The organism is Massilia niabensis, from assembly GCF_042655085.1.
Lineage (GTDB): Bacteria > Pseudomonadota > Gammaproteobacteria > Burkholderiales > Burkholderiaceae_D > Telluria > Telluria niabensis.
The window spans coordinates 257,219-280,170 of record NZ_JBHSMU010000019.1; the positions used below are offsets into that span (position 1 = coordinate 257,219).

Below are 22,952 nucleotides of genomic sequence, written 5' to 3' on the forward strand. Positions count from 1 at the left end.
GCGCGGCTGACTCATCCATGTTCGACAGTGCGTCTGACGGGAGGCTGACGGTTGGGTCCGCTTGGAAATGGCTGGGCGATCGATTGCGCACTGGCTGACTTAGCTCAAGCATAGGCGCTGTCGGGAGGGAACTTTGGTGAGTAAACGCTGGACGACGAGAAATATGTAGTTAAAGTGAAATGCCTAACGGACGAGCTTTGCCTGCGCCGGCATACTTTTTACAAACTCGTCAACAGGAGCTCATCATGGCCGATAATCTGCAAGATGCTGGTGCACAGGACCGTTCCCGGATCAACGTCAACGAAGAGCACGAAGTGCGCTACTGGACCGAGGCGCTCGGCGTGAACCGCGAACAACTGGAAAAAGCAGTGTCCGAGGTGGGCGTGTCGGCGAACGCCGTGCGCGAGCACCTGAAGAAGCGCTGATCACGCATAGGTGTACGGACGCGCCCTGCGTCCCATAGCGCAGTGTCAAGGGGCCGCGGCGCCTGCCAGCGGCCACTTTTCGCTCCTGTTCACGCAGCAACCGGCGGCGCCAGTCCGCCGGCTCAATCACCGCCCGGTCCAACGACATTCCTGCGCACCCTTGCGCCACCCCTTCCATAAGAGGAGCCCAATGTGGATTTCCGCGCCTTTGTTGCATCCCTAGACATCACATTGCCCAATGCCCTGTTTGCCGTGGCATTGGCCGTTTTCAGTTTCGTCGCCATCCACGGCGCCCTGGTCTTCTTCCGCCACCGCCTCGACCAACTATCCGACGAAACCGCGCACCGCCCCGTTGCCGAAGTGCTGCGCAAGACCCTGGCGCGCACCAGCAACCTGGTCGTCTTCCTCACCGCCATCCTGATCGGCCTGTCCGCGCTCGATCTGCCGGCGCCCTGGAATGCGCGCGTCAGCCACCTCTGGTTCCTGACCGTCGGCCTGCAGCTGGCGATCTACCTGCACAGCGCGATCAAGGTCACCGCGCGCCGCTACTTCGCCACCCACGGCAACGTCACCCAGGATTCGCAGGTGACGGTCGCCCATACCCTCATCATCTGGGTGCTGCAGACGAGCGTCTGGGTGATCTTCGCGCTGGCCCTGCTGGCCAACCTCGGCATCAACATCTCGACTTTTGTCGCCAGCCTCGGGATCGGCGGCATTGCCATCGCGCTGGCGGTGCAGAACGTCCTCGGCGACCTGTTTGCCTCGCTGTCGATCGCGATCGACAAGCCGTTCGAAGTGGGCGACTTCATTTCGACCAGCGACACCTCCGGCACCGTCGAGAAAGTCGGGCTGAAGACGACGCGCCTGCGCGCCTCCAGCGGCGAGCAGATCATCGTCTCGAACGCGGAACTGCTGAAGGACACGGTCTCGAACTTCAAGCGCATGGTCACGCGCCGCATCGTCTACAAGCTGCGCGCGCATCCGGACACGCCGCCACAGCTGGCGGCAAAAGTGCCGACCGCAGTGGCGGAGTTCATTGCCCGCCACGAGAAGGTGCGCTTCGACCGCGCCCACCTGGCGAAGTACACGCAGGAATACATCGAGTGGGAAATCATCTACACGATCCTCGACGCCGACTACGACCTGTACATGGACACGCAGCAGGCGGTGATCCTGGCCTCGATGCAGATGTTCGCCGACCTTGGCATCTCCACCGCGCCGCGCGCCCAGCAGGTACTGGTGCAGCCGCTGGAAGGAAACACGCCTCCGCTGCCGGACGACGCCAGAGCGCGCCATCCGGCCTCGCTGCGCAGCCTGCCGAAAGGGACCTAGATTTCCGGATCGCGCCCGCGCTTCCTCCTTGCGCGCGCCCCGCTGCGCGCGCCTTGGCTAGAGTTCTGAACACGACCACCAAAAAGGAGCATGCGATGAACCAGCCCGCGCAACAGCAGCAGCCACCGGGAGTCGAATCCCAGCTCACGCCCCAGGCCGACCACGGCGAGACCAGTTACCAGGGCTCGGGCAAGCTGCTCGACAAAGCCACCATCATCACCGGCGGCGATAGCGGCATCGGCCGCGCGGTGGCGATTGCCTTCGCGCGCGAAGGCGCCGACGTGCTGATCGCCTACCTGAACGAACACGAGGACGCCCAGGAAACCGCGCGCCTCGTCGAGGAAGCCGGACGCAAGGCCGTGCTGATGCCGGGCGACCTGGCCGAGCCCGCCCACTGCCGGGCGATCGTCGAGCGCGCGGTGAGCGAGTTCGGCAAGATCGACGTGCTGGTGAATAACGCCGCTTTCCAGATGTCGCACGATTCGATCGAAGAGATCCCGGACGAGGAATGGGATTACACCTTTGCGGTCAACATCACGGCAATGTTCCACACCTGTAAGGCAGCCGTGAAGCACATGGCGCCCGGCTCGTCGATCATCAACACCACCTCGGTCAACTCGGACAACCCTAAGCCCACGCTGCTGGCGTACGCCACCACCAAAGGGGCGATCGCCAACTTCACGGGCGGGCTGGCGCAACTGCTGGCCGAAAAAGGGATTCGCGTGAATTCGGTGGCGCCGGGACCGATCTGGACGCCCCTGATCCCGGCCACGATGCCGCCCGACCAGGTGGAGAGTTTCGGCCAGCAGGTGCCGATGAAGCGCCCCGGCCAGCCGGCCGAGGTGGCGCCGGTGTACGTGCTGCTGGCGTCAAACCAGGCGAGCTATATCTCGGGGGCGCGGATCGCGGTGACGGGCGGGACGCCGATTTTGTAGGGCGGGCGCGGCCGGCGCAGGCGCCGCGCGCTCACCCTACAAGTCCAACTCGCCAGTCGGCACCGGTTGAGGCGGAGGCACGCCCTCCATCGGCGCCTCTTCCTCTTCCTCTTCCTCGCCCTCCGTCTCGACCGGCGCCGGCGGCGCCGGCGGGGCCGCTTCATCGGCCGGGATGCCTTCCATCAGCTCGCCCGGCTCGATGAATTCTTCCTGCGGTTCCTCGACCTGGATGCGCGGCGCGGCGGGCGGGCGGCCGCCCGGGAAGATGGCTGCCTTGTCGACCTTGCCGGCGTCCAGGGCCGTGCGGAAGAAGTCACCCACCAGCAGGATTGCGTTGTGGCCGCCCTGCCCCCAGTAGTTGCTGCGCATCGTGACGCGGTTGTCGTTGAAACCCACCCAGGCGCCTGCGACCAGGTTCGGGTGCATCAGGATGAACCAGCCGTCGGCATTGTTCTGGGTGGTGCCGGTCTTGCCGGCGACGTCGCCGTTGACGCCGAAGCGCGAGCGCACGCCGGTGCCGGTGCCGCGGTTGACCACCCCGCGCAGCATGTCGATCAGGGTCACGCTCGAGGCCTGCGACATGGCGCGCTCCGGCGTGGTCGTCCCGAAATCCGCAATGACCTTGCCTTCGCGGTCCGTAATGCGGCGCACGAACACCGGCTTGCGGTATTCGCCCTGGGCGGCGATGGTGGAATAGGTGCTGACCATTTCCAGCAGCGTCACCGGGCTGGTGCCCAGCGCGAGCGAGGGAACGGCCGACAGTTTGCTCTGGCGCACACCCATGTTCTGGGCCAGCTTGATGACCGACGGCAGGCCGACGTCCTGCATTACCTGCGCCGTGATCGTGTTTTTCGAATGCACCAGGCCTTCGCGCATGGTCAGCTGGCGGCCGGTCGTACCCGACATGTCGGTCGGCTTCCAGACCGTGCCGTCGGCGGCGCGGATTTCCATCACCGCGTCGACATACGGCTGCTCGGGCGAGATGCCGTTTTCCAGCGCCGCGCCGTAGACGATCGGCTTGAAGGTCGAGCCGGGCTGGCGCAGGGCCTGGGCCACGTGGTCGAACTGGTCCTTGGCAAAATCGCGGCTGCCGACCCAGGCTTTCACTTCCCCGCTCATCGGGTCCATCGCCACGAAGCCCGCTTCCAGGCGCGTCTTCGCTGCGCGCAGTCCGCGCATGAAGTCGCCATCGGCCTTGATCCGCTTGAGCGCCGCCGCCGGCGCTTCGCCGCCCTCGACGGCCTTGCGGTAGGCGCTGCTTTCGCGCACGAACGCATTGAGCTCGGCGCCATGGGTGCGCCAGTAGTAGTCGAAAGGCGCGACGCCGGTGCGCATCGAGGCATAGGTGCCGGTCGAGGTGGAACCCGGCAGCCAGGAATTGGCCCACTCGACATCGGCCACCGCCTGCAGGGCGCCCGCCTGGCGCTCGACGGCCTTGAGTGCGGCCTGCTGCAGGTCGGCGTCGAGCGTGGTGTGCACCACCAGGCCGTCGAGCTCGAGGTTGTAGTCGTTTTCGTCGGCCCATGCCAGCAGCCACTTGCGCACGTGGGCGGTGAAGTGGTTGTCGCGGCCATTGCGCTCGACCTGGCGCTCGAAGTCCAGCTTCAGCGGGCGCTTGACGAGGGCCTTCAGGCGCGCTTCGGAGAACGCGCCATGCTTGGCCATCTGGCCCAGCACCACGTTGCGGCGCCCGAGTGAACGCTCCGGGTTGGTCACCGGGTTGTAGTAATAGGTGCCCTTCAGCATGCCCACCAGCGTCGCCGCTTCAAGCACATCGAGCTTGATGGCCGGCTTGTCAAAGTAAGTCCGGGCCGCCATTTCGATGCCGCGCGCGTTGTACAGGAAAGGCACCGTGTTCAGGTAGGCTTCCAGGATCTCGGTCTTGCTGTAGGTGTTCTCGATCTTGATCGCGGTGATCAGTTCCTTCAGCTTGCGGTTGATGCTGCGCGCCCGGCCGATCTCTTCGGGGAACATGTTGCGCGCCAGCTGCTGGGTGATGGTCGAGCCGCCCTGGGCGTCGCCCTTCAGGCTGGCCAGCAGCGCGCCGGCGATGCGGGTGAAATCGACGCCGTGGTGTTCATAAAAACGGTGGTCCTCGGTCGAGATCAGGGCCTTGATGACGTGCGGCGACACCTGCGACAGCTTGACCCGCTCCTGCAAGCCCTGTTCGAACGTGCCCATTTCCTTGCCGTCTGCCGTCAGGATGACCGTCGGGCGCGCGCTATTGACTTGCTTCAGGTCGTCCACGCTCGGGGTCAGCGGGATCAGGATGACCAGGTAGGCCAGGAGCAGCGCCAGCAGGCCGGCGAAGCTTGCCGCGCCGACGATGAGCACCTGCTGGCCGCGCGGCCGCCCTTCGAGGAAACCGTGGGCCTGCCGGTAGCCCGCCCCGGCCCGGTTGCTGGCACTGCCGAACAAATCCCTTGCCTGCTGGCGGATGCCGTTGTCGGCGCCGTGGGTACTGTTGCGGGTTGTTTCGTCCTGGTCCACTGATGTCCTTGCGCTCCGATTGCCTTATTATTTGCGCAGTATAGCCGACGGCGGCCAGGGTTACGATTGGGCACGCCGCAGCCGAACCGGGGCAGCCCGCCTTGCCGGCCCCAACGCGACACCGTACGGCCGCCGTTCCGCTACAATGTCACAATGTCTTCACAAAATTTTATTAGTGAATCTTCGGCCCCGGCCGCCACCACCGAGCCCGCCCTGACGCCTCAGCTCGCCGCGGAAACACGGGTGCTGCGCCAGTTCCGGATCGTGTTCAACTCCGTCAAAACGCATTTCCGCCAGGTCGAGCGCGACGCCGGCCTCGGTGGCGCGCAACTGTGGGCCCTGTCCGTGATCGCCGGGTCGCCCGGCATTGGTGTGACCGAACTGGCACGCGCGCTCGACATCCACCAGTCCACCGCCAGCAACCTGGTCCGCACCCTGACCGGCCGCGGTCTGATCACGGCGGCGCGCGAGGGCCAGGACCGGCGCGGCGTCGCCCTGCGTGCCCTGCCCGCCGCCGATGCCCTGCTGCAGCGCGCGCCAATGCCGTTTGCCGGCGTGCTTCCGGACGCCCTGGCCAGCCTCGACGAAGCCACCCTCAAGCGGCTCGAGCAGGACCTGGCGCGGCTGATCGAGGTGCTGGCCGCCGATCCGACGAGCGCGCAGGTGCCGCTGGCGCAGCTTTGATCCGGGCGGGCAACCCGGCTTCTGTCCGACTTCCGCTGCACGGGTTTGATCTTTCACAAATGACCGTGGAAGCACGGGCAGACAATCACCGAAAATAAACGCTGCCGACAGCTTCACATTGTCGCCCGCCCACGGCCCCGCGCCGATGCCCCCCTTTGACCACGCAAGCCAACGGCATGAGCGCATGCCGGGGGCTTGTTTGCAAAAACGGAAAGGAGCCAAACATGAGACCGGGAACATCGAAAGCCTTGCTCGCCATCGCCTTGACCGGGATGTCGGGTGCAGCCCTTGCAAACGATAACGGCGACCACGAAAGGAAGCGATGCGGCATTCCTGCCGCGACAGTCGCCACCATTCAGGCCCAACTGGCCCGTGTCGCGACGATGAATAACGGCGGCCTGTTCAGTCCGAGCCGGATGTGGTCGGCGGTAGTCGATCGCCAGGGCGTGCTGTGCTCGGTCATCAGGTTGGGCGACGCGTGGCCTGGCAGCCGGGCGATCGCGATTGCCAAGGCAAACACGGCCAACGGTTTCAGCAACGACGCGCTGGCGCTTTCCACGGCCAACCTGTACGGGCCGACCCAGCCTGGCGGCCCGCTGTATGGACTGAACAATTCGAATCCCTTCAATCCGGACTTCCTTCCTCAAGGCAGCGGAATCGGCGCCATCCCGGGCGGCGTGATCACCTTTGGCGGTGGCGTGCCGCTCTATGCTTCCGGCAAGGTCATCGGCGGCCTGGGGCTGAGCGGCGACACCGCCTGCGCAGACCATGCGATCGCTTACCGCATGCGCAGGCTGGCAAACCTCGGACTGGACAGGATACCGGCCGGCGTTGCGCCCGACGGGACCGATAACATTATCTACGCCAACGGAACTGCGCCGACCGGCTTCCAGCATCCGCGATGTGGCGGCACGGATGTGACGCCGTAAGCGCATGCCCCGCAGCGTGCGCAGGTGCCGCTGGCGCACCCCTGCATTCGCGCGGGCTCACCCGCCCTCGCGGAACCGCCGTAACGCCGCATCCACAATCGCCTCGGTGCTGCCGCCGGCCTCCCGCGCCTCGCGCAGCAACTGGGCGTCGGTGCCCGTATGCGTCTCCGCGTACAGGTGCTCGAACGCCGGTTCGCTGCCCAGCGCCTGTGCGTGCGGTTCCAGCTTGCGCAGGGTTGCCAGGATGTCTTCGCGCAGCGAAATCGTCTCGTGCGTCTGCGGGTGTACCAGCGTGCCGTCGAGCCCGAAGCGGCAGGCCTGGAAGCGGTTGTAGTTATAGACGAGGTAATCGTCCTCGAGCGGCGGCGGCTCGGCGCGCTCGAGCAGGTGGCGGCACAGCGCCTGCAGGTAGCAGGCCAGCGCGGCGGCACGCTCGACCGTCAGCGGCGTGTCGCAGACGCGCAGTTCAATGGTGCCGTATTCGGGCTTCGGGCGCAGGTCCCAGTAAAAGTCCTTCATGCTCTTGACGATGCCGGTCCGTTCCATGCGCGCGAAATAGTCGCGCTCGAACGCTTGCCAGCTGAGCAGGAATGGCGCCCGGCCCGACAGCGGGAACGCGAACACCGAGTTCAGGCGCGCTGAACTGAACAGCGTGTCGCTGCCCTGCAGGAAGGGCGAAGAGCCGGAGAGCGCGATGAAGTGCGGGATATAGCGGTTCAGCGCGTGCAGCAGGAACAGGGCCTCGTCGCCCGAGCCGCAGCCGATGTGCACGTGCTGGCCGAAGACGGTGAACTGCTTGGCGAGGTAGCCGTACAGCGCTGAAACTTCGCGGAAGCGCGGCTTGGCAAAGATTTTGCGCTGCGACCACTGCTGGAACGCATGGGTGCCACCCCCGCACACGCCCACATTCAGGCGGTCGCCGGCCTGCAGCAGGGTATCGCGGATCTGGCGCAATTCCCCCAGCAGCTCGCCATGGTGGGTATGCACGCTCGAGTTAATCTCGATCATGCTCTCGGTGATCTCGGGCGTGACGTTGCCGGGGAACGGCGCGCGCCCCAGCAGCTCCAGCATGTCGGGCGAGGCCGCCACCAGGTCGAAGTCCGACAGGCTGACCAGCTGCAGCTCCAGCTCGACCCCCATCGTCAGGCTATGCGATTGTGCGAACGGTGCGAGTGCCATGTTCAAACCTCCTTGGCGAGACGGGTTTCGTTGGCCCAGACGACGGCGCGCTGGGTCAGCACTGGGCCGGCGATGTCGAGCAAGAGCATGGCGGCCGCCAGCGGCGCCAGGCTGTCGAGCAGGTCGACGCCCATCCAGTGGGTCTGTTCCATCAGCAGGATCGCAAACACCGCCATCGGCGTGAGCGCCATCCCCGACAGCGCGCCCTTGCGTGCCGAAATGCCCGAGACCCGGGCCAGCGCGGTGCACACCCCGATCTTCACCACGGCCCGCACCAGTACCAGCAACAGGCCGAGCGCGATGCCGCCGGTGACGTGTTCCATCTCGACGCGCGTCGCGACAAAGAAGAACATCAGCACCGCCAGCAGGTCGCCGAGCACGCCGAAGTTGCGCTGGGCGGGGCTGAGCGCTGTGCGGCGGTGGCGCGCGACGAGGCCGAAGGTCAGGGCCGCGAGCACGGGCGAAAACTGCAGCACATGGGTGACGGCGACCAGCAGCACGACCGCCAGCGCAAAGGCCAGGGTCGCGCCCTCGGCCGCGTCGATCAGGCGCAGCCAGAGCGGGACCAGGGTGCCGAACAGCGCGCCCAGGCCGGCCGATGCCCCCAGCACGAGCAGGCTGCTGCCGGCCGCGTGGGCCAGGTCGCCCGAGGTCTGGAACAGGCCGATGCCGACCACGACGCTGAAGGTGAAGACGGCCATCACGCAGTTCAGGGCGGTGAGGTGCATGGCACGTTCGGTGACCTGGCCGGCAGCGCCCTGCTCGTTGAGCACGCGCAGCAGGCCGGCCGGGGAGCTCGACATCGCGAGCGAGGCCGTCAGCGCGGCCGGCAGGCGTTCCATGCCGAAGAAGTGGGCGACCGCGTAGACGGCGGCGAAGGTGCCGGCCGCTTCGAGCAGCGAGGTCACGACGATCCAGGGGTTGCTGCGCAGCCAGCGCAGGTTGATGCGGTAGCCGAGTTCGAACAGGATCAGGCCGAAGCCGAGGCTCGCGAGCAGCATGAAGTTTTTCGATTCGGACGGCGGCAGGTAGCCCGCGGCCAGGTTGCCGAAGCAAAAACCGGCGAGGCCGTAGACCGCAATCCTGGGCAGCGCAGTCCAGCGGTAGATCAGTTCGCCGGCCATCCAGGCCAGCGCCATGGCCAGCGGCCAGGCAAGTTGTAAGCCAAGATCGGCATAGTCAGGCATGCGGCTCTCCCAAGGTAAGCGAAAGTGCGGCGGAAGGTCGGCATGCATCCTGGCCGTGCGCCACCGGGCGGTGGGCCCTCCGCAAAAAACGGCCTCCGGGCATCCCGGAGGCGCAAAAGAAGCGTGTGGACGCCTCGCTGATCGCCGTTGCCGCAGGGGTAGCGGCTCCAAGGCTCAGCCATATTGCCTGATCTATATATTCTTGGCAACTATATTTGTGCGCATGTATTTACGCGTAATGGACGCCCTCAGCGCACCTGGGCCACCTCGCAGCGCGATTTGCTGCCCTTGACCGTGCAGCGATTGCGCTCGCGTCCGTCCCGGTCCCAGACCACGACCCACCACCCCTCCGGCCCGCTGCGTTCCATCGTCATGAAGCCAAAACCGTCGATCCATGAGCTCATGTGCTCGACGATGGCGCCAGGCGCGGGGGTCTTGCCGGGCGGCGGCATGGCCGGCAATGGCGCCGTGTCCTCGGCGCTGCCCGAGAAGCCCGCCACGAACTGGGTCGGATGCGCGCTGGCGAAACTGACCTGCTCCCACAGGTGCACGTGGCCCGACAGCAGCATGTGGATCGAAGGCGGCAGGTAGCCGGGCTCGACGTCGCCGAAGGCATCGAGCAGGCCCTGGTCGCCCCCGAACAGCGTGACTTCACCGGTGGCCGCGTTGCGGTTGGCGCCGAAGGCGAACAGCGGGTGGTGGTCGACCGCGATATTGTATTTGGCGCCGCGGGCGAGCAGTTCGACCTTGCGGACGGTGTCGGCATAGACCGCGCGCCGCGGGTCGGTCTTCGGCAGGCCCTTCCAGTTGGTGTTGGCCGTGTCAAAGACGATCAACTGGGCCCCGCCGCCGAGCGGCACGGCGTACGGGTCGCTGTGTTCGCCGACGGCGTCGTTGGCCGGGTTGTCGCAATCGCGCCCCGCCTGGAACGGACGCGGGTCGAGCCAGCGCCACCACCCCTGCCCCGCGCGGGTGCAGTTTTCGTGGTTGCCGCGGGCGAGCACCCAGGGCGCGGCGGCGAACAGCTTGCCCGCGGGCGTGAAAAAGTCGGCGGCCCAGGCGTCGTAGCCGTAGCCATACGGGCTGCCGGCACAGCCGGCGCGCCCCGCCGGGCACGGGTCCTCGCGGTAGTGGTAGTCGCCCACGTGCACCACCAGGTCGGGCTTGAAGGCCGCGGCGCTGGCGACGACCTGCGCGAACGGGAAGGCTTGCGGGTCGTTGCAGTCCTGGATCTCGCGGCCCTTCAGGCGGCAGCCGGTGTCGCCGATGACGACGATGCGTGCCGGCTCTGCGTTCGGCACCGGCAGCTGGCGGCCATTCACCGACGCCCGCATACTGCCGTTCGCGATCGGCGCCTCGCAGGTCAGCACGGCGGTGGACGGCGGCGTGTGCGGCTGGCCGGGGCGCGCCGGGATGCTGGAATGGGGCACGCGCACGCGCATCGGCATGGCGCGCCCGTCGACCAGCAGCGGCGGGCAGGCCTGCTTTGTGGTGATGACGCGCGCCGTCGCCGCGCCATCCTCGCCCACCACAACTAAGGCCACCGGCGCGCTTCCCGGATCCGTCCCCAGGGTGCCGCAGCCGGCCAGCACCAGCGCCGGTAATAGTGCCGGTAGCAGCGCGGGCAGGCGGGCTGTGATCCGGGGCGGCGGGAACGGTGTCATAGCAGGCTCCTTGTCAAAAAACGCGAATGTATCACAGCCCGGCAGCCCGCCGGCTCAGCCAGACGCGGCGATAGCGCGCTTGGGCGTAGGATGCAGCGAAACGTGTTGAGGGAGCGGTGATGGCCAATGTGCCGGCATGGATGCAGGCGGGATTGTGGGGACTGGTCGCAGGCGGGGCGCTGCTGCTGGGCGCGGCAGTGGGCTACTGGGTGAAGGTGCCGGCGCGCGTGGTGGCGTCGATCATGGCTTTTGGCAGCGGCGTGCTGATCTCGGCCCTGTCCTTCGAGCTGATGGACGAGGCCTACCGCACCGGTGGCTTCGACGCGACAGCCCTCGGTTTCCTCGGCGGCGCGGCGGTATATTCGCTGGCGAACTGGCTGCTCGCCCATCACGGGGCGAAGCACCGCAAGCGCTCCTGCGGCCTGCAGCCGAGCGAAGCGCAGCATGGCGGCAGCGGCTCGGCGATCGCGGTCGGCGCCCTGCTCGACGGCATTCCCGAGGCGATCGTGATCGGCCTGTCGATGCTGGGCGGCGGCAAGGTCAGCGTGGTGGCGGTCTCGGCGATCTTCCTGTCGAACCTGCCGGAAGGCCTGTCGAGCGCCGCCGGCATGAAAAAGGCGGGACGCGGCGCCCGCTACGTCTTTGGCATCTGGGGTGCGATCGCGCTCGCCTCGGGCGCCGCTGCGCTGGCCGGCTATACCCTGTTCGAAGGCGCGTCGCCGAATATGGTCGCCGCGACCACTGCGGTGGCGGCCGGCGCCATCCTGGCCATGCTCGCCGACACCATGATCCCGGAAGCCTTCGAGGAGGCCCACGATTTCGCGGGCCTCGTCACGGTCGTCGGCTTCCTGGCCGCGTTCGCGCTCAGCAAGCTGGGAGCCTAGCAGGCGCCTGCCGAGAAACCAGTCAGTCCAGCCTCCATCCTGTCCTACCACGATTCAAAAGTGGTCTTGCCAATTATTTTGCTGAACGATACTATTCAGATCGGTAATGTCAGCAATAACGGGCCGTGATGCGCCTTCGAGGCGTGTGCTGGGCCGGGCGATGGCCAACTTATAACAATCGGAGGAGACGCAACATGAACGAAGAAAATGGTGGGCTGGATGGCGGGCTGGCTGGTGGGCCGACTTCGCGCCGCAATGTGTTGAAAGCAGCCGGCGCCGCCGGCGTACTGATGGCAAGCGGCGGCGCCTTTGCGGCGGCGGCCTCATCGCGCAAGCGCTATGCGGTGGTGGGCGTGGGCTCGCGCTCGCGCATGTTCACGAGTGCCATGACGGGCGACTTCCGCCACACCAGCGAGATCGTCGGCGTCTGCGACAAGAACGCCGGCCGCCTGGCGCGCGCCGTGAAAGTCATCACCGAGACGGGCGCCAGCCAGCCGAAGGCCTACGCGGCCGCCGACTTCGAGCGCATGATCCGCGAAACCAAGCCGCAGTTCGTGATTGTCACCACCACCGACGCCAGCCACGACGACTACATCGTGCGCGCGCTCGACGCAGGCTGCGACGTCATCACCGAAAAGCCGATGACCACCACCGCCGCCAAGGCGCAGCGCATCCTCGACGCGGTCAAACGCAGCGGCCGCCACATCCGCGTCACCTTCAACTACCGCTACTCGCCGCCGCGCACGCAGATCAAGGAGCTGCTGATGTCGGGCGAAATTGGCGACGTCATCTCGGTCGACTTCACCTGGCTGCTCAATACCGTGCACGGCGCCGACTACTTCCGCCGCTGGCACAGCAACAAGGCCATTTCCGGCGGCCTGATGGTGCACAAGGCAACCCACCACTTCGACCTGGTCAACTGGTGGCTCGGCGCCCAGCCGGAAACGGTGCATGCCTTCGGCTCGAAACAGTTCTACACCCCGGAAACGGCGCGCCGCATGGGCCTGTCCGGCCCCCACGAGCGCTGCCTGACCTGCCCGGAAAAGCAGAAGTGCAGCTTCTATTTCGACCTCGCCTCCGACCCGGGCCTGAAGTCCCTGTTCCTCGACAACGAGAAGTACGACGGCTACTATCGCGACCAGTGCGTGTGGCGTCCGGAAATCAACATCGAAGACACGATGAACGTGATGGTGCGCTACGACAACGGCGCGCACCTGAACTACGCGCTGTCGGCGTATGACGCCTGGGAGGGCTACCACATCGCCTTCAACGGCACCAAGGGACGCATCGAGCACCGCATCGTCGAATCCGGCGGCGCGGCGGGCGCGGCCAAGGTCCAGAGCGGCAGCGAGAATGTCCAGATCCGCGTGATCCCGCTGCGCGGCCCGGCACGCGACATCACCCCGATCATCGGCAAGGGCGGCCACGGCGGCGGCGACATCGCCATGCTCACCGAGATCTTCGGCGACGTGCCGGCCGACAAGTACATGCGCAGGTCGGACGAGCGCGCCGGCGCCTGGTCGGCGCTGGTCGGCATCGCGGCGAACAAGTGCTTCGAGACGGGCCAGACGGTGCGCGTCGCCGACCTGGTGACGGGCCTGACCCCGCCGGACCGGGCGCCAATGCCGGACCGCAAGGCGCCGGTGCCGATGCCGATCCGGGTCAAGATTCCGTGATCATGTAAGCGTAGGGTGGGCCGGGCGGCGAACCGCTCTTGACCCCACCCTACGGGCAACCCGACACGGCAGCCGTCCATTCCCCTCCCACGCTCTTCCCCTTACAATACGCACGCCGCGCACGCAGCCGCGCTGCACCGTATCGTCCACTGAAAGAGCCCCATGATTGTCCTGAAGGTCCCGTACGCGGAAAAAGACGAAGCGAAGGCGCTCGGCGCGCGCTGGAATCCGACGAGAAAATGCTGGTACGTCCCCGACGGCAAGCCCACCGAGCCCTTCGAGCGCTGGGTCGACGCCAGCGCCGGCGCCAAGGCGTCATCCGCCGGCACTGGCCCATCGTCGCGCGATTCGCATGGCGCCAAACCCGTCATCGGCTCGAAATACGTCGAGCTGGCGCACACCTGCAATCCGTTCGAAGAATGCGCCGAGTGCAAGCCGGCGCTGCTGGACAGCGGCTGGTTCGAGGCGCAGCAGAGCCTGCGCAAGCTCGTCGCGGGCCTGTAAAACCCTTATTTCACCCGCTGCTTTTCGAGCTTCCTCGCCAGCGTGCGCCGGTGCATGCCGAGCCGGCGCGCGGCTTCGGAGATGTTGAATTCGGTCTCGGCCAGCACCGCGTGGATGTGTTCCCACTCGAGCGTCTTGATCGAGGTCGAGCGGTTGGTCAGCTCCACTTCCGTGTTGCCCGCCACATGCCCGAAGGCCGCCTCGATGTCGTCCGTGTTGGACGGCTTGGCCAGGTACTGGCAGGCGCCGAGCTTGATCGCCTCCACCGCGGTGCCGATGCTCGCGAAGCCGGTCAGCACGACGATCAGCATGTCGGGATCGTGCGCATGCAGCAGTTGCACGCAGGACAGTCCGGAAGAATTGCCTTTCAGCTTGAGGTCGACGACGGCGTAACCGGGGTCGTGGTCCTTCAGGATGTCCGCCGCTTCCTCGAAACCCGGCGCATGCAGCACCCGGTAGCCGCGCCGCTCGAAGGAGCGGCCGAGGGTGCGGGCAAAGGCTTCGTCGTCCTCGACGATCAAGAGGAGCGGCGCGGTATTCATATCTTGCTCAGACATGCTCGCCCTCCCCCGACAGTGCGATCGCGGCCAGCGGAATCGTCAACGTGACTTCCGCCCCGCCCTCCTCGCGGTTGCGCGCCACCACGCCGCCGCCCAGGGTGCGCGCTACGTTCACCACCAAAAACAGCCCCACCCCGCCGCCGGCACGGTTCTTGGTCGACTGGTAGGGTTTGCCGAACTGGGCCAGCATGGCCGGTGCGAAACCCGGGCCACGGTCCGTGACGACCAGGCGCAGGGTCCCGTCCTCGACGCTCGCGTCCAGCCGCACCCAATCGGGCGAGCTTTCCAGGGCATTATCCAGCAGGTTGTCGATCGTCTGCTTCAGCGCCGAGTCGAAGGCGACCGGGAGGTCGTCGCCAATCCGGTTCTCGTACTCGAAATGCGGCGCCTGCCGGCGCTCTTCCCATTCCTCGGCAAGGCCATCGAGGAAGGTATGGATGGTCGTGCGCACCGCGGACTCGCCGCGCGCCTTGCCGGCCGAGAGCAGGATGCCGCTGACGATCGACTTGCAGCGTTTCAGCTGGGTCTGCATCTCGGCGATCTCTTCGCGCAAATCGGGATTGTCGCGGAACTCGGGCATGCGCTTCCAGTCGCCCAGGATCACCGACAGGGTTGCCAGCGGCGTGCCCAGCTCGTGGGCGGCGCCCGACGCCAGCAGGCCCATGCGCACGATATGGTCTTCCTCGGCGGCGCGCTGGCGCAGGTCCGCAAGGAGCGCTGCCTTGCTCCGCAAGGTCGCGCTGATCCTCGAAATAAAAATCACCAGCAGCGCCGCGTTCAGCGCGAAGCAGATCAGCATCCCCTGCACGTACAGGCTGGCGATCCCGCGCGCGTGGTCGAAAGGCAGCGCGAGCGGCTGGGCGAACATGGCCAATAAGGCGAGGCAGACCAGGGTGATGACGACGATCGTCCAGGTCGACCAGGCTTCCAGCAGCACCGCCGAGATGATGATCTGCAGCAGGTACAGGAAGGCGAAGGGATTCGTGGTGCCGCCCGACAGGTAGAGCAGCACGGTAAGCGTGGCCACGTCCACCAGCAGGGCCATGAACAGTTCGCTGTTGGCGACCGGCCGCCGCTCGTGCCAGCGCAGGTGGCTGGCAATGTTGAAGGCGATCAGGCAGGCCAGTACCTGCAGCATGTGCACCAGCGGCAGGTTGATGTCGAAGATCAGGATCGCGCCGGCGATGGTCGTGATCTGGCCGATGACCGCGATCCAGCGCAGCTCGATGAGCTGCAGCATGTTCTTGTGCCCGGCGGCGTATTCGACGCTTGCCTCGGCCGACGATGCGATCGACGGCGTTATTTTTGTTAACAGATCAAGCTTTACTGCCATTGTTCCTTGCCCTGGTGGCGCCATCGGTGCCGGAGCGCGCGACGAACCACCACGCACCGATCACCATCAAAGCCAGAGCATACCAAGTGATCGCATACACGAGGTGATTGTTTTGGAATTGGATCACGGTCAGGCCGCCGACGGGACGCTCGGGCGCGTCGGCCGGGTCCTGCCCGCGCGCGGCGTCGACAAAGTAAGGCGCGACATTCGCCAGCCCGCGCGCGGCGGCGATCGCCGCGACGTCGCGCGAGAACCAGCGGTTCTTGACCGGATCGTTTTCGCGCAGGAAGCCGCCGCCCGGTTCCGTGATGCGCAGCAGGCCGGTGAAGGTATGGGGTGCCGCGCCGGCGCGGCAGGCGTTGCCGTCCGCGCGGCGTGCCGGATAGCGGGCACGCGCGTCGGCGGCGGGAATGAAGCCGCGGTTAACCAGGACGGTCGAACCGTCGGCGGTGCACAGGGGCGTCAGAAGCCAGAAGCCGGCACCGAGTTCGGAAACGGCCTGCACCGGCGTCGAGTATTCGTAGAGAAAGTGCCCGGCCAGGCGTACGTGCCGGTATTCATCGGATTCTTTTGAGACCTGGGCCCAGCGGGCGGGCGCAGGCGGAGCGACCGGGCTTGCCCGGACGCGTGACTCCACCCTCTCGATCAGGGCCAGTTTCCATTGCAGGCGTTGCACCTGCCAGGTCCCCAGCCCCGCAAACAGCACGATCAGCAGCAGTGCAATCACTGCCAGGACTACGCGCACCACACTTCGTGGCCGCGCAGCACCGGGGGCAAGCGCCCCTGCCGGATCGTGCCGGCCGGTCATGGCTGGTCGTGCGTGCCGTGACCGGTCACGGCGGCGGCATCGCCCATGCCGGACATCATGTTGGCGTTCATGTGGTACATGACCCAGATCGAGCCGCCCAGGACGATGACGAGCAGGATGACGGTCAGGAGCAGTGCCATCATGTTCCAGCCACCCTCGGACTTAGCGTTCAAGTGCAGGAAGTACACCATGTGCACGACGAGCTGGACGGCGGCAAAGCCGACGATGACCATCCGCGTCATCGACGGGTCGAGCACATTGCCCATGACCAGCCAGAACGGAATGACGGTCAGGATCACGGCCAGCACGAAGCCGGTCGTGTAGTCCTTCAGGCTGTAATGCACGCCAGGGTCGTCGCCATGCTCGTGGCCGTGGAGGGCGCGGTGGCCGTCATGCGTGTCATGTGTGTGGCTGGCGCTCATGGCAGCACTCCCATCAGGTAGACAAAGGTAAACACGAAGATCCAGACGACGTCCAGGAAGTGCCAGAACATCGACAGGCACGACAGGCGGCGCATGTTCTCCGGCGTGATGCCGTGTTTTGGCAACTGGAACATCAGCGTGATCAGCCACACGATACCGAACAGCACGTGCAGGCCGTGGGTACCGACCAGCGAGAAGAACGCCGTCAGGAAGGCGCTGCGTGCCGGGCCCGCGCCCTGGTGGATCAGGTGGTAGAACTCATAGATTTCCAGCGCCAGGAAGCAGGCGCCGAGGATACCCGTGACGCCCAGCCAGAGCTGGGTCTTGGCCAGGTTCTTCGCCTGCGCCGCGATCATGGCGAAGCCGAAGGTGATCGACGACACCAGCAGGAAGGCCGTGTTGATGGCCACCAGCTGGAGGTCGAACAGTTCTGCGCCCGACGGCCCGCCCGCGTAGTTGCGGCCCAACACCGCAAACGACGCAAACAGGCTGGCGAACAGCAGGCAGTCGCTCATCAGGTAGATCCAGAAACCGAGCAGGGTGCCGTTTTCCGGGTGATGATCGCGCACGTGGTAGCGCGCGCCCGTGTCGGCGCCCGCGGCGCCGTGGTTGGAGCTAAGGGTTGCGGTGTTGTTAGACATGGCTTTCCAGCAGTTTGGTACGGGCATTTTCGGTACGGGTCACTTCTTCCGCCGAAATATAGAAGTCACGCTTGTAGTTGAACGTGTGGGCAATGATCGCCACCATCATCGCGAAGAACGACACGGCAACCAGCAGCCACATGTGCCAGATGATCGCGAAACCGACCACCATCGAGATTGCCGAGATCACGAAACCGGCCCAGGTGTTCTTCGGCATGTGGATGGCGACGTAGTCCGTCAGCGGACGCGTCCAGCCGTTCTTCTTCATGTCGGCGAAGGTGTCGTTGTCGTGCACCACCGGCGTGAACGCGAAGTTGTAGTCAGGCGGTGGCGACGAGGTGGCCCACTCCAGCGTACGGCCATCCCATGGATCGCCGGTCACGTCGCGCAGCTTTTCGCGGTCGCGCCACGAGGTGTAGATCTGCATCAGCAACGCGCCGATACCTGCAGCCACCATCAGGGTGCCGATGAACGAGATCAGGAACAGCGGCTGAAGTTCAGGATCTTCGAAGTGGCTCGAACGGCGGGTCACGCCCATGAAGCCGAGGATGTAGGCCGGGCCGAACGCCACCCAGAAACCGATCGACCAGAGCCAGAACGATACATGCCCCCAGAACTGGTTCAGCTTGAAGCCGAACATCTTCGGGAACCAGTAGTTGAAACCGGCGAACAGGCCGAACAGCACCCCGCCGATGATCACGTTGTGGAAGTGCGAGGTCAGGAACAGCGAGTTGTGCAGCACGAAGTCGGCCGCAGGGATCGCGAGCATGACGCCGGTCATGCCACCGATGGTAAAGGTCAGCATGAACGAAATCGTCCACATCATCGGCAGCTCGAAGCGGATACGGCCACGGTACATCGTGAACAGCCAGTTGAAGATCTTCGCGCCCGTCGGGATCGAGATGATCATCGTGGTAATGCCGAAGAACGCGTTGACGCTCGCCCCCGAACCCATGGTGAAGAAGTGGTGCAGCCAGACCAGGTAGGACAGGACCATGATGACGACGATCGCGTACACCATCGAGGTATAGCCGAACAGGCGCTTGCCCGAGAAGGTCGAGACGACTTCCGAGAAGATGCCGAAGGCCGGCAGGATCAGGATGTACACCTCCGGGTGGCCCCAGATCCAGATCAGGTTCACGTACAGCATGGCGTTGCCGCCCTTGTCGTTCGTGAAGAAGTTGGTGTCGAACAGGCGGTCCATGCCCAACATCGCGAGCGTGGCGGTCAGGATCGGGAACGACACCACGATCAGGATGTTGGTCGCGAGCGCAGTCCAGGTAAACACCGGCATTTTCATCAGGTCCATGCCCGGCGCGCGCATCTTGATGATGGTGACGACCAAGTTGACACCTGACAGCAATGTACCGACGCCGGCAATCTGCAATGACCATATGTAATAGTCGACGCCGACACCCGGGCTTGCCAGGATGCCCGACAGCGGCGGGAAGGCCAGCCAGCCGGTGCGCGCGAACTCGCCGACGAACAGCGAAGCCATGACCAGCGCGGCGCCCATGGCCGTCATCCAGAACGAGAAGTTGTTCAGGAACGGGAAGGCGACGTCGCGCGCGCCGATCTGGAGCGGCACGACATAGTTCATCAGGCCCGTCACGAGCGGCATCGCCACGAAGAAGATCATGATCACGCCGTGGGCGGTGAACACCTGGTCGTAGTGGTGCGGCGGCAGGAAGCCGGCGTTCTCGCCGAACGAGATGGCCTGCTGGGCGCGCATCATGAGTGCGTCCGCAAAGCCGCGCAGGAACATCACGAGGCCCAGGATCATGTACATGATGCCGATTTTCTTGTGGTCGATACTGGTGAACCAGTCGCGCCACAGGGTACCCCACAGGCGGTGGTAGGAGATGAGGCCCAGGAGGACCGCACCGCCGACCACGACGCCTGCGAAGGTAGCAAGCAGGATCGGATCATGGAAGGGAATCGCGTCCCAGCTGAGCCGTCCGAAGATAAGCTTCGTCAAGTCAAAGGAGTCTTGCATGGTTACTTCTTCACAGAATTGGTAGGGGTTTCGCAGACTTCAGTCTCCGCGCCTGCCTTGGCGTTGGCCAGAGCTACCTGGCGCTGCTCGGCATTCATCGGCAGGCGGCGCATCATGGCGGCGGTGCGGGCGCGCTGGGCATCCTGATGCATTTGCTGGTGCATGCAGGCGGCGCCTTCAGCCACGCAGCGGTTCAGGATCGCCATGTACAGGCTTGGGTCGACCGTGCCGTAGTGGCGGATCGGCTCTTTTTCCGACGGCTTTTCCAGGGTCAGGTAGTCGGCACGGCCCAGCGGGGCCGGGCTCGACTTGACCTTCTGGACCCAGGCATCGAAATCGGCCTGAGTGGTGCCGCGGTAGGCAAAGCGCATGTGCGAGAAACCGTCGCCGCTGAAGTTCGCCGACAGGCCCTTGTAGTCGCCGGTCTTGTTCAGCACGGCGTTCAGGGTCGTTTCCATCGCCGGCATCGTGTAGATCATGCCGGCCAGGGTCGGGATGTAGAACGTGTTCATCACGGTCGACGACGTCATCTTGAAGCGGATCGGGGTGTCGATCGGCGTGACCAGCTCATTGACCGTCGCGATGCCCTGCTCCGGGTAGATGAACAGCCACTTCCAGTCGAGCGACACGACCTGCACCTCGAGCACCTTGGTGCCGGCCGGGATCGGGCGGTTCTCATCGAGGCGATCGAGCGGACGATAAGGGTCGAGCTTGTGGGTACTGATCCAGGTGATCAGGCCGAGCGCGATGATGATCAGCAGGGGGGCGCCCCAGATGACCAGTTCCAGCTTGGTCGAGTGATCCCAATCGGGCTCGTACTTTGCATTGGCGCCCTTGCGGTACTTCCATGCGAATACGACGGTCAGGACCATCACCGGGATGATGATGATCAACATCAGCCAGACTGAAATCTTGATGAGGTCAGCTTGCTGTCTTGCAATGTCACCGGCAGGATTCATCACCACCGTGTTGCAGCCGGACAGCACTGCAAGCAGGAGGAGTGAAAGCCCGGGACGGACAATTTTAGGAATCATGCTAGGTATCTAACGTTACATGGGTATAAGAACATGCTACTGTACTGCCATCGGCCTTCGCTGCACATTGGACGTTTTGTCCCACCCTTGCCCAGGCCAGGGGAATTTCCGACGGCCGCCGACCTACCTGGAGACGAAGAATATGCAAAGCACGACATACGGCGGCGCTGGAGCCGCTCCAGTAACCGCCCCGCACAGTGGGGCACGCAACATCAATTCCCGGGACGGCCACATTTCCCCGGGCGACATCGCAGTCGGCGTGGTCATCGGCCGCGCCTCCGAGTATTTCGACTTCTTCGTCTACGCGATCGCCTCGGTCCTGGTCTTCCCGGCGGTGTTCTTCCCGTGGGCGGACCGGCTCGAGGGCACACTCTACTCCTTTACGATTTTTGCGTTTGCCTTCATCGCGCGCCCCATAGGCACGATTGTCTTCATGAAGATCCAGGAGCGCTTTTCCCGCGAAATCAAGCTGACCATTGCCTTGTTCCTGATGGGTACGGCCACCGTCGTGATTTCCTTCCTGCCCACGTATTCGCAGATCGGCATGCTGTCGGTCGTGCTGCTGGCGGCCATGCGCATCGCCCAGGGCGTGGCCCAGGGTGGTTCGTGGGACGGCCTGCCTTCGCTGCTGGCCCTGAACGCCCCCGAGCACAAGCGCGGCTGGTACGCAATGCTCGGTCAGCTGGCCGCTCCGCTCGGCTTCCTGATCGCAGCCGGCGTGTTCGCTTTCCTGCTCGACAACCTGCAGAGCGACGACTTCCTGGTCTGGGGCTGGCGCTATCCGTTCTTTGTTGCCTTTGCGCTCAACGTCGTCGCCCTGTTCGCCCGCCTGCGCCTGATTTCGACCTCCGAATACTCGCGCCTGCTCGACGCCCACGAGCTCGATCCGGCACCCGTCGGCGAACTGGTGAGCAAGCAAGGCTCGACCATCGTCATCGGCGCCCTCGCCGCCCTCGCCAGCTATGCGCTGTTCCACCTGGTAACCGTGTTCCCGCTGTCGTGGATGCAACTGTATGACACGCGCCCAATCAGCGGCTTCCTGCACATCCAGATGTGGGGCGCCGGCGTCGCCGCCCTGTGCATCCTGATCTCGGGCCTGGTGGCCGACAAGGTCGGGCGCCGCACGACGCTCGGCACGCTTGCCGTCCTGATCGCCATCTTCTCGATCTTCGTCCCGACCCTGCTCGACGGCGGCGAAACCGGCCAGAACATGTTCATCCTGATCGGCTTCGGCCTGCTCGGCCTGTCGTATGGCCAGGCAGCGGGCGCCGTGACCTCGAACTTCGAATCGCGCTTCCGCTACACCGGTGCCGCGCTGACCTCGGACCTGGCCTGGCTGGTCGGCGCGGCCTTTGCCCCGCTGGTCGCGCTCGGCCTGTCGGCCCACTTCGGCCTCGGCTATGTCAGCCTCTACCTGCTGTCGGGCGCCGTTGGCTCGCTTGCGGCCCTGAGCCTGAACCGCAAGCTGGAAATCAGAGACTGAGCAATAATCAAGCTCGAGCCGGCGACGCCGGCATTCCTGTAAAAAATCCGGCCGGACATATTGTTCGGTCGGATTTTTATTTTGGGGCGACTGTCTAAGTGTTTTTGGCCAGTGGGTGCACTGTGACACGCAAGATACTGGTCACCATTCCCGCAGGCGCGGCCGTACTCGAGGGCATGCTCGAGTTGCCGGCGACGCCCATCGGCATGGTGCTTTTCGCGCACGGCAGCGGCAGCAGCCGCTTCAGCCCGCGCAACAACGCTGTCGCCGGCGAGCTGCGCGCCGCTGGCATCGGCACCCTGCTGCTCGACCTGCTCACGCCGGAGGAAGACGCCACCGTGCGGAACCGCTTCGATATCGACGTGCTCGTCGCGCGCCTGCATGCGGCCGCCACCTGGATCGGCACCGAGCCCCTCACCGCTCCCCTGCCCCTGGGCCTGTTCGGCGCCAGCACCGGCGCGGCCGCTGCCCTGCGCCTGGCCAGCGACGATGGCACCGGCATTGCCGCCGTGGTCTCGCGCGGCGGGCGGCCCGACCTCGCCGGGCCCGCGCTGGCACGCGTGATCGCCCCGACCCTCTTGATCGTCGGCGGAGAAGATGGGGTGGTGATCGACCTGAACCGCCAAGCCTTCGACGCACTGGTCTGTGAAAAGGCGCTGGAGATCGTGGCGGGGGCCGGACATCTGTTCGAGGAGCCGGGATCCCTGGCGCAGGTGTCGACGCTGGCCACGAACTGGTTCGTGCGGCATTTCGAGCCGTAGGATTGTCGAGGCTTGGCTGACTGGA

At 65.4% G+C, this 22,952-nt stretch carries 21 protein-coding genes; 10 read left to right on the top strand and 11 right to left on the bottom strand.

What is annotated here, in order from left to right; all coding sequences use genetic code 11:
- Nucleotides 1-245: 245 nt before the first annotated feature.
- From ACFPN5_RS24460 to ACFPN5_RS24470, 3 genes are all read left to right on the top strand, one after another.
- A complete protein-coding gene (locus ACFPN5_RS24460) occupies nt 246-425 on the top strand; it encodes a DUF3606 domain-containing protein (protein ID WP_379786457.1) in 180 nt (59 codons plus the stop codon).
- A 231-nt stretch (nt 426-656) separates the two neighbouring features.
- Nucleotides 657-1,757: a mechanosensitive ion channel family protein gene (locus ACFPN5_RS24465; RefSeq protein WP_379786458.1), complete on the top strand. Its 1,101-nt coding sequence runs from the start codon at nt 657-659 to the stop codon at nt 1,755-1,757.
- Between the two features lie 95 nt (nt 1,758-1,852).
- Nucleotides 1,853-2,692, top strand: coding sequence for a glucose 1-dehydrogenase (locus tag ACFPN5_RS24470; protein WP_379786459.1), 840 nt, complete (start codon nt 1,853-1,855; stop codon nt 2,690-2,692).
- A 36-nt stretch (nt 2,693-2,728) separates the two neighbouring features.
- On the opposite strand, the gene ACFPN5_RS24475 is transcribed toward ACFPN5_RS24470, so the two are convergent.
- Entirely contained in the window at nt 2,729-5,182 is a 2,454-nt protein-coding gene (locus ACFPN5_RS24475; protein ID WP_379786460.1) for a penicillin-binding protein 1A, read from the bottom strand.
- 153 nt (nt 5,183-5,335) lie between these two features.
- Between ACFPN5_RS24475 and ACFPN5_RS24480 the strand changes: the two genes are divergently transcribed.
- Together ACFPN5_RS24480 and ACFPN5_RS24485 are read left to right on the top strand one after the other, a co-directional pair.
- Nucleotides 5,336-5,866 carry a MarR family winged helix-turn-helix transcriptional regulator gene (locus ACFPN5_RS24480; RefSeq protein WP_379786461.1) on the top strand — a complete coding sequence of 177 codons (531 nt, stop codon included), beginning with the start codon at nt 5,336-5,338 and terminating at the stop codon, nt 5,864-5,866.
- Nucleotides 5,867-6,090: 224 nt separating this feature from the next.
- Nucleotides 6,091-6,795, top strand: coding sequence for a GlcG/HbpS family heme-binding protein (locus ACFPN5_RS24485; RefSeq protein ID WP_379786462.1), 705 nt, complete (start codon nt 6,091-6,093; stop codon nt 6,793-6,795).
- Nucleotides 6,796-6,852: 57 nt separating this feature from the next.
- Here ACFPN5_RS24485 and ACFPN5_RS24490 read toward each other — a convergent pair whose 3' ends face one another.
- The 3 genes from ACFPN5_RS24490 to ACFPN5_RS24500 all read right to left on the bottom strand — a co-directional run bounded on the left by ACFPN5_RS24490 (nt 6,853) and on the right by ACFPN5_RS24500 (nt 10,825).
- A complete protein-coding gene (locus ACFPN5_RS24490) occupies nt 6,853-7,974 on the bottom strand; it encodes a YbdK family carboxylate-amine ligase (RefSeq protein WP_379786463.1) in 1,122 nt (373 codons plus the stop codon).
- Nucleotides 7,975-7,976: 2 nt separating this feature from the next.
- Complete coding sequence (locus ACFPN5_RS24495) at nt 7,977-9,161, bottom strand: cation:proton antiporter (protein WP_379786464.1); 1,185 nt, start codon at nt 9,159-9,161, stop codon at nt 7,977-7,979.
- A gap of 248 nt (nt 9,162-9,409) precedes the next feature.
- Nucleotides 9,410-10,825, bottom strand: coding sequence for a metallophosphoesterase family protein (locus ACFPN5_RS24500; RefSeq protein WP_379786465.1), 1,416 nt, complete (start codon nt 10,823-10,825; stop codon nt 9,410-9,412).
- Nucleotides 10,826-10,944: 119 nt separating this feature from the next.
- On the opposite strand from ACFPN5_RS24500, the gene ACFPN5_RS24505 reads away from it, so the two are divergent.
- The 3 genes from ACFPN5_RS24505 to ACFPN5_RS24515 all read left to right on the top strand — a co-directional run bounded on the left by ACFPN5_RS24505 (nt 10,945) and on the right by ACFPN5_RS24515 (nt 13,889).
- Nucleotides 10,945-11,709: a ZIP family metal transporter gene (locus ACFPN5_RS24505; RefSeq protein WP_379786466.1), complete on the top strand. Its 765-nt coding sequence runs from the start codon at nt 10,945-10,947 to the stop codon at nt 11,707-11,709.
- Nucleotides 11,710-11,903: 194 nt separating this feature from the next.
- Nucleotides 11,904-13,385: a Gfo/Idh/MocA family protein gene (locus ACFPN5_RS24510; RefSeq protein WP_379786467.1), complete on the top strand. Its 1,482-nt coding sequence runs from the start codon at nt 11,904-11,906 to the stop codon at nt 13,383-13,385.
- A 162-nt stretch (nt 13,386-13,547) separates the two neighbouring features.
- On the top strand, nt 13,548-13,889 hold the full coding sequence (locus tag ACFPN5_RS24515) for a DUF5710 domain-containing protein (protein WP_379786468.1): 342 nt from the start codon (nt 13,548-13,550) through the stop codon (nt 13,887-13,889).
- A 5-nt stretch (nt 13,890-13,894) separates the two neighbouring features.
- Here ACFPN5_RS24515 and ACFPN5_RS24520 read toward each other — a convergent pair whose 3' ends face one another.
- The 7 genes from ACFPN5_RS24520 to cyoA are packed head-to-tail and all read right to left on the bottom strand — an operon-like array spanning nt 13,895 to nt 20,683.
- Nucleotides 13,895-14,431 (bottom strand): response regulator transcription factor, encoded by a 537-nt coding sequence (locus ACFPN5_RS24520; protein WP_379786608.1) that lies wholly within the window; start codon nt 14,429-14,431, stop codon nt 13,895-13,897.
- 7 nt (nt 14,432-14,438) lie between these two features.
- Nucleotides 14,439-15,782 carry an ATP-binding protein gene (locus ACFPN5_RS24525; RefSeq protein ID WP_379786469.1) on the bottom strand — a complete coding sequence of 448 codons (1,344 nt, stop codon included), beginning with the start codon at nt 15,780-15,782 and terminating at the stop codon, nt 14,439-14,441.
- On the bottom strand, nt 15,766-16,590 hold the full coding sequence (locus ACFPN5_RS24530; RefSeq protein ID WP_379786470.1) for an SURF1 family protein: 825 nt from the start codon (nt 16,588-16,590) through the stop codon (nt 15,766-15,768). The genes ACFPN5_RS24525 and ACFPN5_RS24530 overlap by 17 nt, the downstream gene beginning before the upstream one ends.
- Nucleotides 16,587-17,012 carry a cytochrome o ubiquinol oxidase subunit IV gene (gene cyoD / locus ACFPN5_RS24535; RefSeq protein ID WP_379786471.1) on the bottom strand — a complete coding sequence of 142 codons (426 nt, stop codon included), beginning with the start codon at nt 17,010-17,012 and terminating at the stop codon, nt 16,587-16,589. Before cyoD ends, ACFPN5_RS24530 begins: the two co-directional genes overlap by 4 nt.
- Entirely contained in the window at nt 17,009-17,653 is a 645-nt protein-coding gene (gene cyoC / locus ACFPN5_RS24540; protein WP_379786472.1) for a cytochrome o ubiquinol oxidase subunit III, read from the bottom strand. Before cyoC ends, cyoD begins: the two co-directional genes overlap by 4 nt.
- A complete protein-coding gene (gene cyoB, locus ACFPN5_RS24545; RefSeq protein ID WP_379786473.1) occupies nt 17,646-19,649 on the bottom strand; it encodes a cytochrome o ubiquinol oxidase subunit I in 2,004 nt (667 codons plus the stop codon). Before cyoB ends, cyoC begins: the two co-directional genes overlap by 8 nt.
- A 2-nt stretch (nt 19,650-19,651) precedes the next feature.
- Nucleotides 19,652-20,683 carry a ubiquinol oxidase subunit II gene (gene cyoA / locus ACFPN5_RS24550; protein WP_379786474.1) on the bottom strand — a complete coding sequence of 344 codons (1,032 nt, stop codon included), beginning with the start codon at nt 20,681-20,683 and terminating at the stop codon, nt 19,652-19,654.
- 142 nt (nt 20,684-20,825) lie between these two features.
- On the opposite strand from cyoA, the gene ACFPN5_RS24555 reads away from it, so the two are divergent.
- Entirely contained in the window at nt 20,826-22,166 is a 1,341-nt protein-coding gene (locus ACFPN5_RS24555) for an MFS transporter (RefSeq protein ID WP_379786475.1), read from the top strand.
- Between the two features lie 176 nt (nt 22,167-22,342).
- The gene (locus tag ACFPN5_RS24560; protein WP_379786609.1) at nt 22,343-22,927 is read left to right on the top strand and encodes a dienelactone hydrolase family protein; all 585 of its coding nucleotides are present in this window, start codon (nt 22,343-22,345) and stop codon (nt 22,925-22,927) included.
- The last annotated feature ends 25 nt before the right edge of the window (nt 22,928-22,952 follow it).